The 13,997-nt window shown below is 62.2% G+C and carries 8 protein-coding genes and 1 tRNA gene; 6 read left to right on the top strand and 3 right to left on the bottom strand.

The window, feature by feature from the left end; all coding sequences use genetic code 11:
- Nucleotides 1-85: 85 nt before the first annotated feature.
- On the bottom strand, nucleotides 86-1,522 hold the full coding sequence (locus ACQY4Y_RS05610; protein WP_428489567.1) for a PLP-dependent aminotransferase family protein: 1,437 nt from the start codon (nucleotides 1,520-1,522) through the stop codon (nucleotides 86-88).
- Nucleotides 1,523-1,755: 233 nt separating this feature from the next.
- On the bottom strand, nucleotides 1,756-1,959 hold the full coding sequence (gene rpsU, locus ACQY4Y_RS05605) for a 30S ribosomal protein S21 (RefSeq protein WP_048860545.1): 204 nt from the start codon (nucleotides 1,957-1,959) through the stop codon (nucleotides 1,756-1,758).
- A gap of 160 nt (nucleotides 1,960-2,119) precedes the next feature.
- On the opposite strand from rpsU, the gene def reads away from it, so the two are divergent.
- The 6 genes from def to ACQY4Y_RS05575 all read left to right on the top strand — a co-directional run bounded on the left by def (nucleotide 2,120) and on the right by ACQY4Y_RS05575 (nucleotide 13,382).
- Complete coding sequence (gene def, locus ACQY4Y_RS05600) at nucleotides 2,120-2,653, top strand: peptide deformylase (RefSeq protein ID WP_428489566.1); 534 nt, start codon at nucleotides 2,120-2,122, stop codon at nucleotides 2,651-2,653.
- Nucleotides 2,650-3,312 (top strand): COQ9 family protein, encoded by a 663-nt coding sequence (locus tag ACQY4Y_RS05595; RefSeq protein ID WP_428489565.1) that lies wholly within the window; start codon nucleotides 2,650-2,652, stop codon nucleotides 3,310-3,312. The genes def and ACQY4Y_RS05595 overlap by 4 nt, the downstream gene beginning before the upstream one ends.
- A gap of 78 nt (nucleotides 3,313-3,390) precedes the next feature.
- Nucleotides 3,391-5,196: a translation elongation factor 4 gene (gene lepA, locus ACQY4Y_RS05590; RefSeq protein ID WP_428489564.1), complete on the top strand. Its 1,806-nt coding sequence runs from the start codon at nucleotides 3,391-3,393 to the stop codon at nucleotides 5,194-5,196.
- Between the two features lie 57 nt (nucleotides 5,197-5,253).
- A tRNA-Ser gene (locus ACQY4Y_RS05585) sits at nucleotides 5,254-5,343 on the top strand.
- Between the two features lie 2,589 nt (nucleotides 5,344-7,932).
- Complete coding sequence (locus tag ACQY4Y_RS05580) at nucleotides 7,933-12,096, top strand: hypothetical protein (protein ID WP_428489563.1); 4,164 nt, start codon at nucleotides 7,933-7,935, stop codon at nucleotides 12,094-12,096.
- A gap of 104 nt (nucleotides 12,097-12,200) precedes the next feature.
- A complete protein-coding gene (locus tag ACQY4Y_RS05575) occupies nucleotides 12,201-13,382 on the top strand; it encodes an AAA family ATPase (RefSeq protein WP_428489562.1) in 1,182 nt (393 codons plus the stop codon).
- 217 nt (nucleotides 13,383-13,599) lie between these two features.
- Here the strand turns inward: ACQY4Y_RS05575 and ACQY4Y_RS05570 are convergent, their stop codons facing one another.
- The gene (locus ACQY4Y_RS05570) at nucleotides 13,600-13,965 is read right to left on the bottom strand and encodes a hypothetical protein (RefSeq protein WP_428489561.1); all 366 of its coding nucleotides are present in this window, start codon (nucleotides 13,963-13,965) and stop codon (nucleotides 13,600-13,602) included.
- Nucleotides 13,966-13,997 lie beyond the last annotated feature (32 nt).

Here is a 13,997-nt window from a genome sequence, read left to right as displayed (position 1 = left end):
TCAACGCCCGCTGGAGGCGACGATGCGGCATTTCCCGGCACTTGAAAAGCAGACCGCCGCGGCGTCGGCCAGTCGCTCCGCTGCCTCAGCCCGAAGCGGCATGCACCAGTGCCGCTTCCAACCGTCGCGCCACCTCGCCCGCCATCGCGGTCGGTGTCGCCGCGAACCCGATCACCAACCCGTTCATCCGCGCCTCCCCGGCAAAATACGCCCGCAGCGGAGACACCGCCAGGTCCCGCGTTCGGCATGCCCGTACCGCGCCGGCCTCGTCCACGCCGCCATCCAGGCGCGCCACCATGTGCAGCCCGCCCGGGGCGGCCAGAGCGGTCGCGTGGCGCACGACGCGACCCATCGCCTCCAGCAGGGCATCGCGGCGACGGGCATATTCGGTGCGCATCTTGCGGATATGCGGCGCAAGCAGGCCCTGGCGCATGAATTCCGCCAGCGTGGCCTGGGTGAATCCATCCGTGCCGCGATCGGTCAGGGTACGAAGCCGCACGAAGGCGGCAACCAGCGGCGGCGGCACGATGGCGAAGCCGATCCGCAGTGTCGGTGCCAGCGTCTTGCTGAAGGTGCCGCAGTAGATCACCTGCCCGGCCTTATCCAGTGTCGCCAATGGAGGCAGCGGCTTGCCCTCCCAGCGGAACTCGGAATCGCAATCGTCCTCCAGGACCCACGCAGCGCCCCGCCGAGCCCAATCCAGCAGCGCCAGCCGACGCCCGATCGGCAGCGCACCGCCCAGCGGCGTGGCGTGCGACGGCGCAACCAGTGCCAGCCTGGCGTTGGCGGCGATGCGCACCCCGGCGGCGACATCGATGCCCTCGGCGTCGCTGGGGATCGGCTGCGGGTCGGCACCGGCGGCCAGCAGTGCGCCGCGCCCGGCGATGTAGCCCGGATCCTCGACCCAGACCGGATCGCCGGGGTCCAGCAGCAGGTCGGCCGCGATCCGCAAGGCCTGCTGCGTGCCGCTGGTCACCACGATGCAACCGGGATCGGCCACCAGTCCGCGGGTGGCGGCCAGATGGGCGGCGATCTGTTCGCGCAACACCAGCAGGCCTTGCGGCGGCGGATAGCTGGACAGTTCGCCGCTCAGCGGCCGCATCACCCGCGACGCGCAACGCGCCCAGGCCTTCACCGGAAACAGATCCGGTGCCGGCAGCCCTGGGGCCAGCAACAGCCCAAGCGCCGGATCGCGCGCGCTGGCCGACACCGGCACCGCCGCCAGCATGGCGCCGCGGGCGGATAGCGCGGCGGCGGCAAGCACCGGCGTGGCGGCCGGGGCAGGGGCCTGATCCGGCAAATCCGTCGCCACATAGGTGCCGCTGCCGGTGCGGCCGCGGACATAGCCCTCGGCCGCCAAGCGCTCATAGGCCAGTACGATTGTCTGTCGAGCGACGCCGAGTTCCTGGGCGAGCGAACGGCTGGGCGGCAGGCGGCCGCCACTTGGTAACGCTCCGGTCAAGATGCTGTTACGAAGATGATCGAACACCGCGTTCTGGCGGGTTTGGTCTGGCGCAAGCACAGGTTTATGTCCCAGCCAATTGGTCCAATTGCCGGACGCTACACCCCGTCATGTCGCCTCGGCAAGATCTCCGCCCGGCGCACACGCCAAAACGGCGCCGGGAACGCATCCAGTCGCCGTAAGTGCCACTAAACCTTGAACCGGCCGAAAAAACCTCGAACCAGCCGGAGCGGCCGCCCGGGTTCGCCGCTTTATCGGGCGCAGCCGGCGACCAATGTCAGCCGACGGAGAGGTTAAAAGCCCTCGCGCTCCAGCCGCTTGCGCTCCAGCTTCCTGGCGCGCCGCACCGCCTCAGCCGCTTCGCGGGCCCGCCGCTCGGACGGCTTCTCATAGTGCCGCCGCAGCTTCATCTCGCGGAAAATCCCCTCCCGCTGCATCTTTTTTTTGAGCGCCTTCAGCGCTTGGTCGACGTTGTTGTCACGCACGAGAACTTGCACTTGGCCGCCTACTCCTTTCCAAAACGCCCCGCCGATCGGGTGCGCGAATATACCCCGCCCTCAGCACGCCGACGCGGGGGCTGGCGCTATAACATGGCCGTGGATACTTACAAGTCCATATTCGCCCGCCCATACTCCCCGACGAGGACGCGACGCGCACATGGCCATTCTGAAAATCGCCCGGATGGGCCACCCGGTGTTGATGCAAAAATGCCGCCCCGTCGCCGATCCCGGCGCGCCCGATATCCGCCGCCTGGTGGCCGACATGATGCAGACGATGGAAGACGCGCCCGGCGTCGGCTTGGCCGCCCCACAGGTCTATCAACCGCTGCGCCTGTTCGTGTTCCGCGTCCCCCCCGGCCGGGAAACCCAGGACCCTGACGATATCCCGCTGCCCAACTCCGTCCTGATCAACCCCGAGGTGGAATTGCTCGGGGATGAACGCGCCCTGGGATGGGAGGGCTGCCTGTCGATCCCCGACCTGCGCGCCGCGGTGCCGCGAGCAACCCGCATCCGCTATCGCGGGTCCGATTGCGACGGCAACGTGATCGAGCGCCAGGTGACCGGCTTCCACGCCCGAATCGTTCAGCATGAGTACGACCATTTGGACGGTATCCTGTATCCGATGCGAATGACCGATTTCCGCCACTTCGGCTTCACCAGCGAACTCGACCGAGCCGGAGCGGACCGATGATCGAAGCCCCCGAACGCCTGCCGGAACGCGACCAGGCGATCACCGGGATGCTGCCGAACGTGCCGTTCGACGGCTGGACCAAGCGGGCGCTGCGGGCCGGGGTGCGCGACGCCGGGATGGCCCCGGATGAGGCCGACATGCTGTTCCCCCTCGGCAGCGTGGACATGATCGAGACGTTCTGCGACCTGGCCGACCGGCGGATGGCCGAGGCCGCCGCGGCGCTGCCCGAAACCAAACTGTCAGCGCGGGTTCGCGCGGTGATCGCGCTGCGCCTGCAACAGAACCGGCCGCACAAGGAAGCCATCCGGCGGGCGCTGGCGGTGCTGGCGCTGCCCGGCAACGCCGGCGCGGCGGCCGGCTGCACCGCCCGTTCGGTCGATGCCATCTGGCACGCCGCCGGCGACCGGTCGGCGGATTTCAGTTGGTACACCAAACGGGCGATCCTGGCCGCGGTCTATGGCGCAACCGTGCTATACTGGCTGCGCGACGGCTCCGAGGACGATGCCGCGACGCTGGCCTTCCTCGATCGGCGGCTGGCCGCGGTGGGTCGGATCGGCCGAACCAGGGGGCGGGTCAGCGGGCGGATCGACAGTGTGCTGGCAAGGCTGCCACGCCCGCCCGGCTTCGGCCGGCCCACGGCAATGGGTGACACGGGCTGACGGACACTCTATCTGTGCGCCACGACCGGCCGCCGCCTCGGCAGCCGGTGTTCAGCGCAGGTCCCGGTTCGCAGCTCCATGACCGACACCCCCCTTCAGCGTATCCGCAATTTCTCGATCATTGCCCATATCGACCACGGCAAGTCCACCCTGGCCGACCGGCTGATCCAGGTCACCGGCGGGCTGACCGCACGCGAAATGACCGCCCAGGTGCTGGACAACATGGAGCTGGAGAAGGAACGCGGCATCACCATCAAGGCGCAGACCGTCCGCCTGAGCTACACCGCCAAGGACGGCCTGACCTACGAACTGAACCTGATGGACACCCCCGGCCACGTCGATTTCGCCTACGAGGTCAGTCGCAGCCTGGCCGCCTGCGAGGGCAGCCTGCTGGTGGTTGACGCCTCCCAGGGGGTTGAAGCCCAGACCCTGGCCAACGTCTACCAGGCGATCGAGGCCAATCATGAAATCGTGCCGATCCTCAACAAGATCGACCTGCCGGCGGCCGAACCCGAACGCGTCAAGCAGCAGATCGAGGACGTGATCGGCCTCGACACCTCCGACGCGGTGGAAATCAGTGCCAAGACCGGGCTCAACATCGAAGGTGTGCTGGAGGCGCTGGTGGCCCGCCTGCCGGCGCCGACCGGCGACGGATCGGCCCCGCTGAAGGCGCTGCTGGTGGACAGCTGGTACGACCAGTACCTCGGCGTCGTCATCCTGGTGCGGATCAAGGACGGACGGATGAAGCGCGGCCAGCGGATCCGGATGATGTCCTCGGGCGCCGTCCACTCGGTCGAGCAGGTCGGCGTGTTCACCCCGAAGATGGTGCCGACCGACGACCTCGGGCCGGGCGAAATCGGCTTCATCACGGCCGCCATCAAGACCGTGGCCGACTGCAACGTCGGCGATACGATTACCGACGATCGGACGCCGGCGAGCCAGGCCCTGCCTGGGTTCAAGCCGTCGATCCCGGTGGTGTGGTGCGGGCTGTACCCGATCGACGCCGACGATTTCGAGAAGCTGCGCGACAGCCTGGGCAAGCTGCGGCTGAACGATGCCAGCTTCCACTACGAACCGGAGACCTCGGCCGCGTTGGGGTTCGGGTTCCGCTGCGGCTTCCTCGGCCTGCTGCACCTGGAGATCATCCAGGAGCGGCTGACCCGCGAATTCGCCCTCGAACTGATCGCCACCGCGCCGTCGGTGGTCTACCACATCTACAAGACCAACGGGCAGATGCAGGACCTGCACAACCCGGTCGACATGCCCGATGGGTCGGTGATCGAGCGCATCGAGGAACCCTGGATCAAGGCTACCATCATGGTGCCGGACGACTACTTGGGCAGCGTTTTGGGCCTGTGCACCGAACGGCGCGGCCAGCAGGTGGATCTGACCTATGTCGGCAACCGGGCGATGGCGGTGTATCGGATCCCGCTGAACGAGGTGGTGTTCGACTTCTACGACCGGCTGAAATCGGTCTCCCGCGGCTATGCCAGCTTCGATTACGCGATGGACGGCTACGCCGAGAGCGACCTGGTGCGGATTTCTATATTGGTGAACGGCGACCTGGTCGATGCGCTGTCGTTCATCGCCCACCGTGCCGCGGCTGAGAACCGCGGTCGGCAGATTTGCGCCAGGCTCAAGGATCTGATCCCCAAGCAATTGTTCAAGATCGCGATCCAGGCGGCGATCGGCAGCCGGGTGGTTGCACGCGAGACGATCAGCGCGCTGTCCAAGGACGTGACGGCGAAATGTTACGGCGGTGATATTTCAAGAAAGCGCAAGCTGCTGGAGAAGCAGAAGGAAGGCAAGAAGCGGATGCGCCAGTTCGGCAAGGTGGAGATTCCGCAGTCGGCGTTTCTTGCAGCGCTCAAGATGGATGCCTGATCGGGGTTTTCCTGTGTACCGAGTGATGCTATGGCGCTTTGCAGCGGTCCCTGTGCGGGAGAGATGGCCGAGCGGCTTAAGGCGCACGCTTGGAAAGCGTGTGTGCGTGAAAGCGTACCCAGGGTTCGAATCCCTGTCTCTCCGCCAGGAGCGGGCGCATTTTGCGGAAATATTAGAAGTCTATGGAACCGTCCCCTGATAAGTCCCCCGATAAGATGCTGGAAAGCCGGCAGGCTGAAGCCAACCGGGGTGTGGACGCAACTGGCGTGGCTTCAGCTTGGCATGAGGATCGACGCTGCTTATAACGTGCTCGCTCTCGATGACGGGTCACGCACGCTGCTTCCTTACCGCGGCAGGCCGATTAGCGGCTCAGAGGCCGTTCGCAGGCTGCCCGAAGCCGGGCTTGACGCGATTGGCGCTCTCCAGCAGTTACGGGAAACGGCGGGTAGCCGTAATTATTCCGTTGCAAAGTCATGCGAGGAATTCGTATGCAGACTGGACCGGCTGTGGTTTAGCCCACGGGTGTCTCCCTTGGTTCGAGGGGAGGAGCTGACCTTACAGGCGCGTCCTTTCGCAGGGGATGCGCCTGTTTTGTCTTTTAGCGCCGCCGTTCTCGTTCCTGTTCCTCCCATCGTTTGTAAATCCACTTCTCGGCCTCCTCCTCGGTGCTGAACCCGCGTACGACGGCTGTTCCCCCGTCGCCAAATTTTATTTCGACAACAAAGCCACCATTTTCGTCTCGGCTGATGTCGTATCGGTTCATCACACTCACGGTTCATCGTATTACTACCTATGGTTGTAGGTCACAGTCTTTCGATCAGCCGTGTCGTTAACCTTTGGCTGTTATGTGTTCTTTATTCGTTCCGAGTCTGTGAGCAGTGTCGGGTATGCCCGATACCCCGAACCTCCGGCCTGCGACACCGGATAAATTGCCGAGGCCCTGTCCTTCACGCTCCGTTACGAGGGCCGCAAGCGGGTCCACCACGCCGAGTTGTGCGACCGATCGCCAATGAGCCGGTAAGCACCGGCCGCCTCACGGCAATTTTTGCCTAGTCACCGTCCTGTCAGTTCGTTGCAGGACGCAACCGGGCTATGCCCGGAGCGTCAGCACCCGGCGGCCTCTATGGATCGCGACGAGCGGGGAGAGCGAGCGCCGTCACGTTCGCCCGCTACGCCATTACGCCTGACGCAGCGCATTACGCTGAGGCGTTGCCAAGAAGACTGGATTGGCTCGCCGGGTGCCGCGAATTCAACGCCGCCGTCGCATCGGTCGCGTAAAACCCGATGCTTATCTTTACAAATTTTAGGTCGCTAATGGATACGGGCTTGCCCAATGTGGTCGAGACCCAGGCACCAGTCACCGATGACGGCATGTGAGATGGATCGACCTCTGATCTCCGTTCATTTTCCGAAAGCCAGCGGAACGACGGTTCGGTCTGAGCTGGCGGAGGCGTGCGGAAAAGACGGGCTTTTTTGTGACTATGATTGCGATCCGATAGACCCATCGAACCCCCTTTGGGTAGACAGGGATCGGTTCCTATGCAACCGCCCACGCACGATCGGGCCATTCCGCGCGGTTCATGGTCACTTTCCAATCGTCAAGTATGATCTCCTACCCACGGCCTTTCGGATTGTAATGCTTCGGGAACCAGTCGAGAACTTGATTTCGATTCACTATTTCTGGCGCAACTTGTTTGAGACCCCATATTGCGGGCACGGATTGTTTGAGTATGTGAAGCGAGAGCGATTATCGCTACTAGAGCTGGCGGAAGTCCCTTTGATGCGTCGGCTGATGTGTGGGTCGTATTTTGGCGGCTATGACATGCGCCGGTTTGATGTGATAGGAGCCTATGACCGAAGACCCGAATTCTTCGCTCAAATCTCATCGGCGATCGGCATGCGGCTGAACGTGGATAGGCTGGAAAATGTGACGCCGCTCTCCGAAGAGCGAGGTAACGCGATGAGTAATGCAAAACTTGTCGCTTGGCTCAGACACTTGTTGCGGGACGACATTCGATTCTACGAGCGGCACACGAGCGCGCCAAGGCGATCGCGGTTGTCGTGGCCTTCCCTCGTGCAGGGCGCGTCGGGGAGCCTCACCAAACGAGCGTAATGAACCGATGCGATTACAGCACCTTCGACCCGGTGTGGGGGAGTGAGTTGCAATCTCCTCACGCACATGTTATAATTGCCAGATAGGCGAGGTATCGTGCCAAGCCGAAAAGACCGTCGTTCCTTGCCGGGAGCGACGGTCTAGATCGGAAAGACAAAGCCTATTCCTCAGAGCGACGTCGACCATACAACAATCGGCGCGAGGGACAAGCCCAAAGTTCAATCCGATCGATCTTTTTGAGGATTGATCAACAATGTCAACGATAACTCTTCCCCGTCGCACCTTGGCGATGGCTGATCTGTGCGCCGAAATCGCCACGTATATTGGCTCTGCGCCGAACGTAGGGCGTAGGAAACTCCAAGAGCTAGCTGCGGACGCCCGGCTTCCCGGGGCTTACAGCGCCAAGGGGCGCTGGTATGTTTACGCCGACGCGGTGCCGGAAATCATTCGGATGCTGGGTCTTCAGGCAGCTTAAAAGAGAAACCCAGTCTGCGGGCTAAACGCAAACTGGGCCAGGGCAGTAAAGACACTCTGATGGCGAACTAGAACGGCGCCATTATAGCAAATCACCCCTGAGCTTGCAAGCGTTTTAGTCCGTTTACACCGAACTTCGGAGTAGACGCGTGACTTATCATTCGCAGCATCGGGATGATGCCGCCTCCAAGACTGAACGATCCGCCGCTGCGTTGGACGGCATCGTTCTGCTGACAGTGGTCAGCCCATCGAAATCGGTATTGACGAAGACCCTCGGCCGAGGCGCCGACGGCACGTGGCGCATCGTCCGCGACTACGGCGGCATCTCGCGTGTCCGCGCCAAGGAATATCTCGTAGACGGCTTAGATAGCCTTGCGGCCGAATTAACCAAGGTCGCATCCGATCCCAGGGTATGCGCCATTCGTGGCGGCATCAGGCCCGACTTCATTGATGAAGCACGGCAACCCCACGGAGTCCGGCGGCTGGCTTATGACCGGCCGGCCGAGGGGGTGAAAGCTGCATTTGAAGCGCGGGACCGCCGTTGGGTTGCCTGTGACCTCGATAGCTTCGAACTGCCTGATTTCGTAGACCCGATCAGGGATATCGAGTTCGTCATCGACGCCGCGTTGGAGCAACTGCCACCAGAATTCAGGGACGTCTCTTGCTTCTGGCAGCTGACCAGCGGACACGGCATCAAGAAGGGCGGTCGATGCCGACTGTGGTTTTGGTTGTCCCGTCCAACATCAAACCAGGCACTCAAGAACTGGCTCGGCAGTGCGAAGGTCGATACTTCGGTGTTTGCGATTGTTCAGCCGATCTACACAGCTGCCCCAATCCTTCCGCTTGGTGTCCCTGATGTCCTGCCGGGACGGTTCGGCGTGAGAGCAGGCCGGGCCGATGAGGTCGAGGTGCCACGCGCCGAGGACCTTTCAGGCTACCGTGGAGCAAGTTACGGGGCGATGGGAAACCCTCATGGCTTCGTCGCCGCCAGCGTCGACGAGGCACTGGATATGATGGGCGATCCCGCCGCATACCCGGATGGCAGAGGGTTCCACGCCCCGATCAAAGCCGCCTTGGCGGCTGCAATCCGCGCGGACGGAAGCAAGGTCGATCAGGCGGCACTCCTCGATCGGATAGACGCGGAACTGATGGCCCGGGGGCACACCCGTGATGCTGGATACATCAAAGGTCGGATACGCGACACGCGATCCTGGCTGGAGTGGTATGTGCGCAAAGCTTTGGATGCCGAGGCGGTCCACGCCGGGATCGACGCTGCGCTGTTACGCGACTTCAAGGCACCTACTCGGCACAGTGTTGAGGAAGCGCGGCAGCTGCTGAAGCAGCCGGTGCGCGACTTCTTCGCCGCAGCAGAGGCGTGGCACGAAAAGCACGCCGCCGCGATCAAGCAGAGCAAGGAAACGCTACTTGCCGCCGCAGACATCCCGGCGGAAATCGCCGCCAGGCGTCGAGCAATGGACGATGCCCGTGTGGCCTCGCTGGAAGCCCGCACTAGACGCTCAGTTCGTCCCGCGACCAGGGAGACCCGCGAGGCAGCGGACGCCGCTAGGGGCGCCGCCAAGCAGGCGCGCGAACACGCCAAGCACATTGCCAGGCAAGTGCCCGACGAGGCGAAGAAAGCCTATCGCGCCATCCTGGACAACATCAGGGCGCAGTCACGGGCTGATGGGCGTAAGGCGGCCGGACCGCCCCCGGTTCAGGGCATCAAAGCGGACCTTGGGCTTGGCAAGTCAACAGCGGTTCGCCCGCTGATCCTAGAACTGCTGCAACGACTCCGCGCCGCTGGTGATGACGGAACGATAGTAATTGCGGTCCCGACCCATGCGCTTGGCGACGAACAGGCGGAGCGATTGAGTGCTATCATCGGCCCGCACGGTTTCACCGCCCGCGTCTGGCGCAGCCGCCATGCTAGCGTTGGCGACGAACCGATGTGCCGTGACATCGATGCGGTGAAGGATGCTGAAGCAGCAACGATGAACCCGCAACATGCGGTCTGCTTTCAGCGTCTGAAGGACGGCACCGAAATCAAATGCCCGCTTTTCGATATCTGCAAATTCCAGCGGCAGCGGGAGGCCAAACCAAACGTCTGGTTTGTCGCGCATGAGTTGCCGTTTCACCAGAAGCCCAGGGAACTCGGCAAGGTCGCGTTGCTGATCATTGACGAGTCGCCGTGGGCGGATGGCTTGTTCGGCAAGGGCTCACCCGTCCACCGCGACGGAACCGAAAATACAAGCGGGGACGCACCGCTGCGGTTGGCGCTCGATACTCTGCTTTCAGATGCCACGGTCCCCGGCGACTGGATGGCGACCGGGGAACTGCAATCCCAGCGGCGCACAGAGTTTGATGCGCTGTCTGCTGCGTTCGATCGGGTTGGAGATGGTCCTGTGCCACGGGCTGACATTGCCGGCCGGATAGACCCACGTTCCGCCGTCGCGGCTAGCAAGCTTGAGTGGGAACGGAAGATCGACGTTGACATGCGCCCAGGGATGGACGCCGCCGAGCGTAGGGCGCTCGCCGAGCAGGCCGCACCGAACAAGACCATCAGTCGCCTTAGCGCGGTCCATAAAGCGCTGGCAGCCTTAGCAGCCGACGACGGTCCGGAGAAATCGGGATGGCTTTCCCTTCGAAGCGTCGCAACAGCCGAAGGCACTGTTCGAACTCTGCTCATCAAGGGGCGCCACGAAATCGCCGAAGCCTGGCAAGTTCCAACGCTGCTGCTCGATGCGACAATGGCGCCCGAACTGTTGCGCCAGTTTTGGCCTAACTTCACATTGACGGCAGAAATACAGGTGAAGGCGCCGCACCAACGCATTATCCAGGTTGGGGACCGGAGCTACTCGAAACAGCATGTCAGCAATCCGCGCAACGTCCGCCGCGTTCATGCGATCCTATACCGAGAGGCGCTGAGATACGCCCGCGCTCGCGTGCTGGCGGTGGTGCAAAAGGACATCGAGGAACAGTTGCCGGATTTCGGGCCGCTGCGGGGCAACCTGGAACTGGCACACCATAACTCCGTGGCCGGCCGCGACGAATGGGGGGATGTGGCGGCGCTGACCGTCGTCGGCCGCACATCGCCACAGCCTGCGGCAGTCGAGAACATGGCCGAGTGCCTGACCGGCGCTGCGGTGGACCGGCTGGAAGGCCGCTATCCGCGCGTGTCCGGGGCACGGGAGATGGCGGACGGCACCGCTCAGGCCGCCGAAGCAGACCAGCATCCTGACCCGATGTGTGAAGCGATCCGCTGGCAAATCGTTGTCGGGGAGATTGTCCAGATCATCGGCCGAGGGCGCGGCGTGAACCGCAAGGAGACCAACCCCGTTTACATCCTGGCAATGGTGGGCTGCCCCATTCCGATGCCGGTCAACAGTGTCATTTCCTACCGGGACCTGGAACCGTCGCCGCTCGGACTGATGGTTGCGGCGGGGGGATTAGCGCCGACCAGCCCTACCGATGCGGCTTCAGCTTACCCGACACTCTGGGACACACCCAATGCGGCGCAGCTTGCGTTTCAGCGGTGGGAAACGGAGGTTGGGACAAAAACGCCGATCTCCCGTCATTCTCTATATAATACATCTTATTGGAGAATGACGGGAGATGCCTCCGATTTGTCCCAACCTCTCCATTCCGTCGAGTATCGCGTAACGGGCAACGGCCGGGAACCAACCGTTGCCTACTACGATCCTGATCTGGTCCAGGACCCTGCGGCGTGGCTATCAGACCGCGTTGGCAAACTGGATTGGTGCGGGAAGAAGCCGGAACTGGCGGTTGAGCTGAGCGCCGTGGAGAAAATGGCTGCAGCCGGCCTCTTGCTGGGCGGCGCGCACGCTGTCGCGTTCTACCCCGATCTGTTCCCGTCCGGCGTAGGAGCGGCGAAGAAGGCGGTCAGCCGGGCGTTCGACCGCAGAGATCCCGGATTTCACAAATGTACCAAGCATGCCCCGTGCCGGATCAGCTATCAGGTTGCCGGCGCAGGAAGCAGGCCGTCGCTTGCGTTCTGCTCGCCGGAACGACTGCCGGGACTGCGGGCCGAGATGGAGGCCACGCTCGGCCCGTTATCGGTCTTCCGGTTTGTGTCGCAATACGGGTTGCCGTCTTTCACGGTCATCGACGAGGACGGCTTCCTCGTTGACGGACTGGACGCGATCCTGGACGAGATGCCAACGCCCCTGCTTTTCTCCGGCAAGCGGGCGCTGGACTACATCCGCGCGCGCCACCCTGGGCCGTTGCCCGAGGCCAGCGTGATCCTGACCGCGGTGGCGATCCAAGGGCGGGAGCGCCTTGCGATCTATGCTTGACCTGGCGCTTCTCCAGTGCCTACCAGCCCACCGAATTAGGTTGAGTAGGACTCATATCGAGTTTATGAGACTTACCATGGTTTACCTAGTTTAGAGAGTTTACCTTGGACGCCCGTAGAAACCCGTACGCGCCAGGCGCCGGCACTCCTCCTCCCACACTGGCGGGACGAGACGCCCTTTTAGATGCCGCCAAGCTTGCGCTTGAACGCATCCATATCGGCCGCCCAGCAAAGAGCTTTATTGCCGTTGGGCTGCGCGGCGTTGGAAAGACCGTTATCATGAATCAGGTTCAGCAGATCGCCGAAAGCGAAAAATTTCACAGCATTTACATTGAGGCCTTTGACGAGATCCGGCTCCCGGATGCTCTGACCAAAGCGCTACGCCCGGTTTTGCTAAAAATATCAAAAAGGGAGGCCGTGCACGACCTTGCTGTGCGCGCTTTGGCGGGTCTTAGGAATTTTGCATCTGCGTTCAGCGTATCATTTCAGGGCTTCGATTTAGGCGTTCAGGCTGAGGCCGGACTTGCGGATACGGGGGACATAACGGCGGATCTTCCGGATCTCCTGGTGGCAATCGGCGAAGCTGCAAAAGCCACCGGCAGCGCATTAGCGATCATCATAGATGAAGTTCAATATCTAGGCGAAACGGATATGTCTGCTCTGATTATGGCGATACATCGCTGCAATCAAAAGCTGCTGCCGGTGGTATTATTTGGAGCTGGCCTACCGCAACTCCGAGGAAAAATGGGCGACGCAAAGTCTTACGTTGAGAGACTTTTCGATTTCCCAAACGTGGACGCGCTTTCCAGCGACGATGCCAGATTGGCGATTGAGAAACCAGCAAATGATGAAGGCATACAATATACGACCGATGCTCTTGTTGAGATTCTAAGAGTGACTTCCTGCTATCCATACTTCCTTCAAGAATGGGGCCATTTTGCATGGCTTTCAGCCCAAGAAAACCCGATTACTAAAGACGATGTTCTAAGGTCACATGACCAGGCGATATCAAAGCTCGATCAAAGCTTCTTTAGAGTCCGGCTGGACAGGATGACGCCGACTGAGCGCAAATACATGAGGGCTCTAGCTGAACTCGGCCCGGGGTCTCATCGATCCGGCGACATAGCCCGAGTATACGGCGCTAACGTCACGAGTGTGGCGCCTTTGCGATCCGGCCTTATTGCAAAGGGCATGATCTACAGCCCGGCGCATGGAGACACGGCGTTCACTGTCCCACTGTTCGACGATTTTATGCGGAGAGAAATGCCAAACTGGCCGGTCTCGTAGCGAGTTGAGGTGCGGTCAGTCTCCTAGCGCGCGTCGCTAGAGTCAGGAAATTCGGGGATGCTCATGCCGGGTGGCGGCCGGGCGGCCCTACCACCCGTTTCCCGCCCGTCCCGCATAGGCTGGGCGCCGTCGAGGCGTTTCCCGCTTCCCACGGCCATGCCAGACGGCAGCCGCCGCGTAGCGGTTTCAGAGAGGGCATCCCAGGCACCGCGCTAATTCAATGCCGCGTGGCGTGGTGCCTCGGCTCGATATTTTGCTTCGACGCCATCGCGATCAGGGCATCGACCGCGCCGCACAGGCTTCGGAAACTCCTGTCAATCGCCCATTCGTCGTTTTCAACGGTTGCCAAGCGGATGGCGCCGTCTTGCTCGAAAAGGACGAAGGTCGGCATCAAATCTGGTTCCAGTCTGGAGAATACGATCAGCGACAAGTCGCCGCCGCAATCACTCCAGCGCTCGACGACCCACTTGCTTCCAAGCGCGTTGGAGAGAGCGGACACCGAATCTTCAAGCCTATCGGACTGCCGTAGTAACAGGCTGCCCCGGTAGCTGTTCAACAAACTCATCTGGGTTAAGTGGCTCATTTAACACACCTATTTTTTGTTTGCGCACCCAA

The sequence above is a fragment of the Rhodopila sp. genome (assembly GCF_965277165.1).
GTDB lineage: Bacteria > Pseudomonadota > Alphaproteobacteria > Acetobacterales > Acetobacteraceae > Rhodopila.
This window is presented reverse-complemented; position numbering and strand designations above follow the sequence as displayed.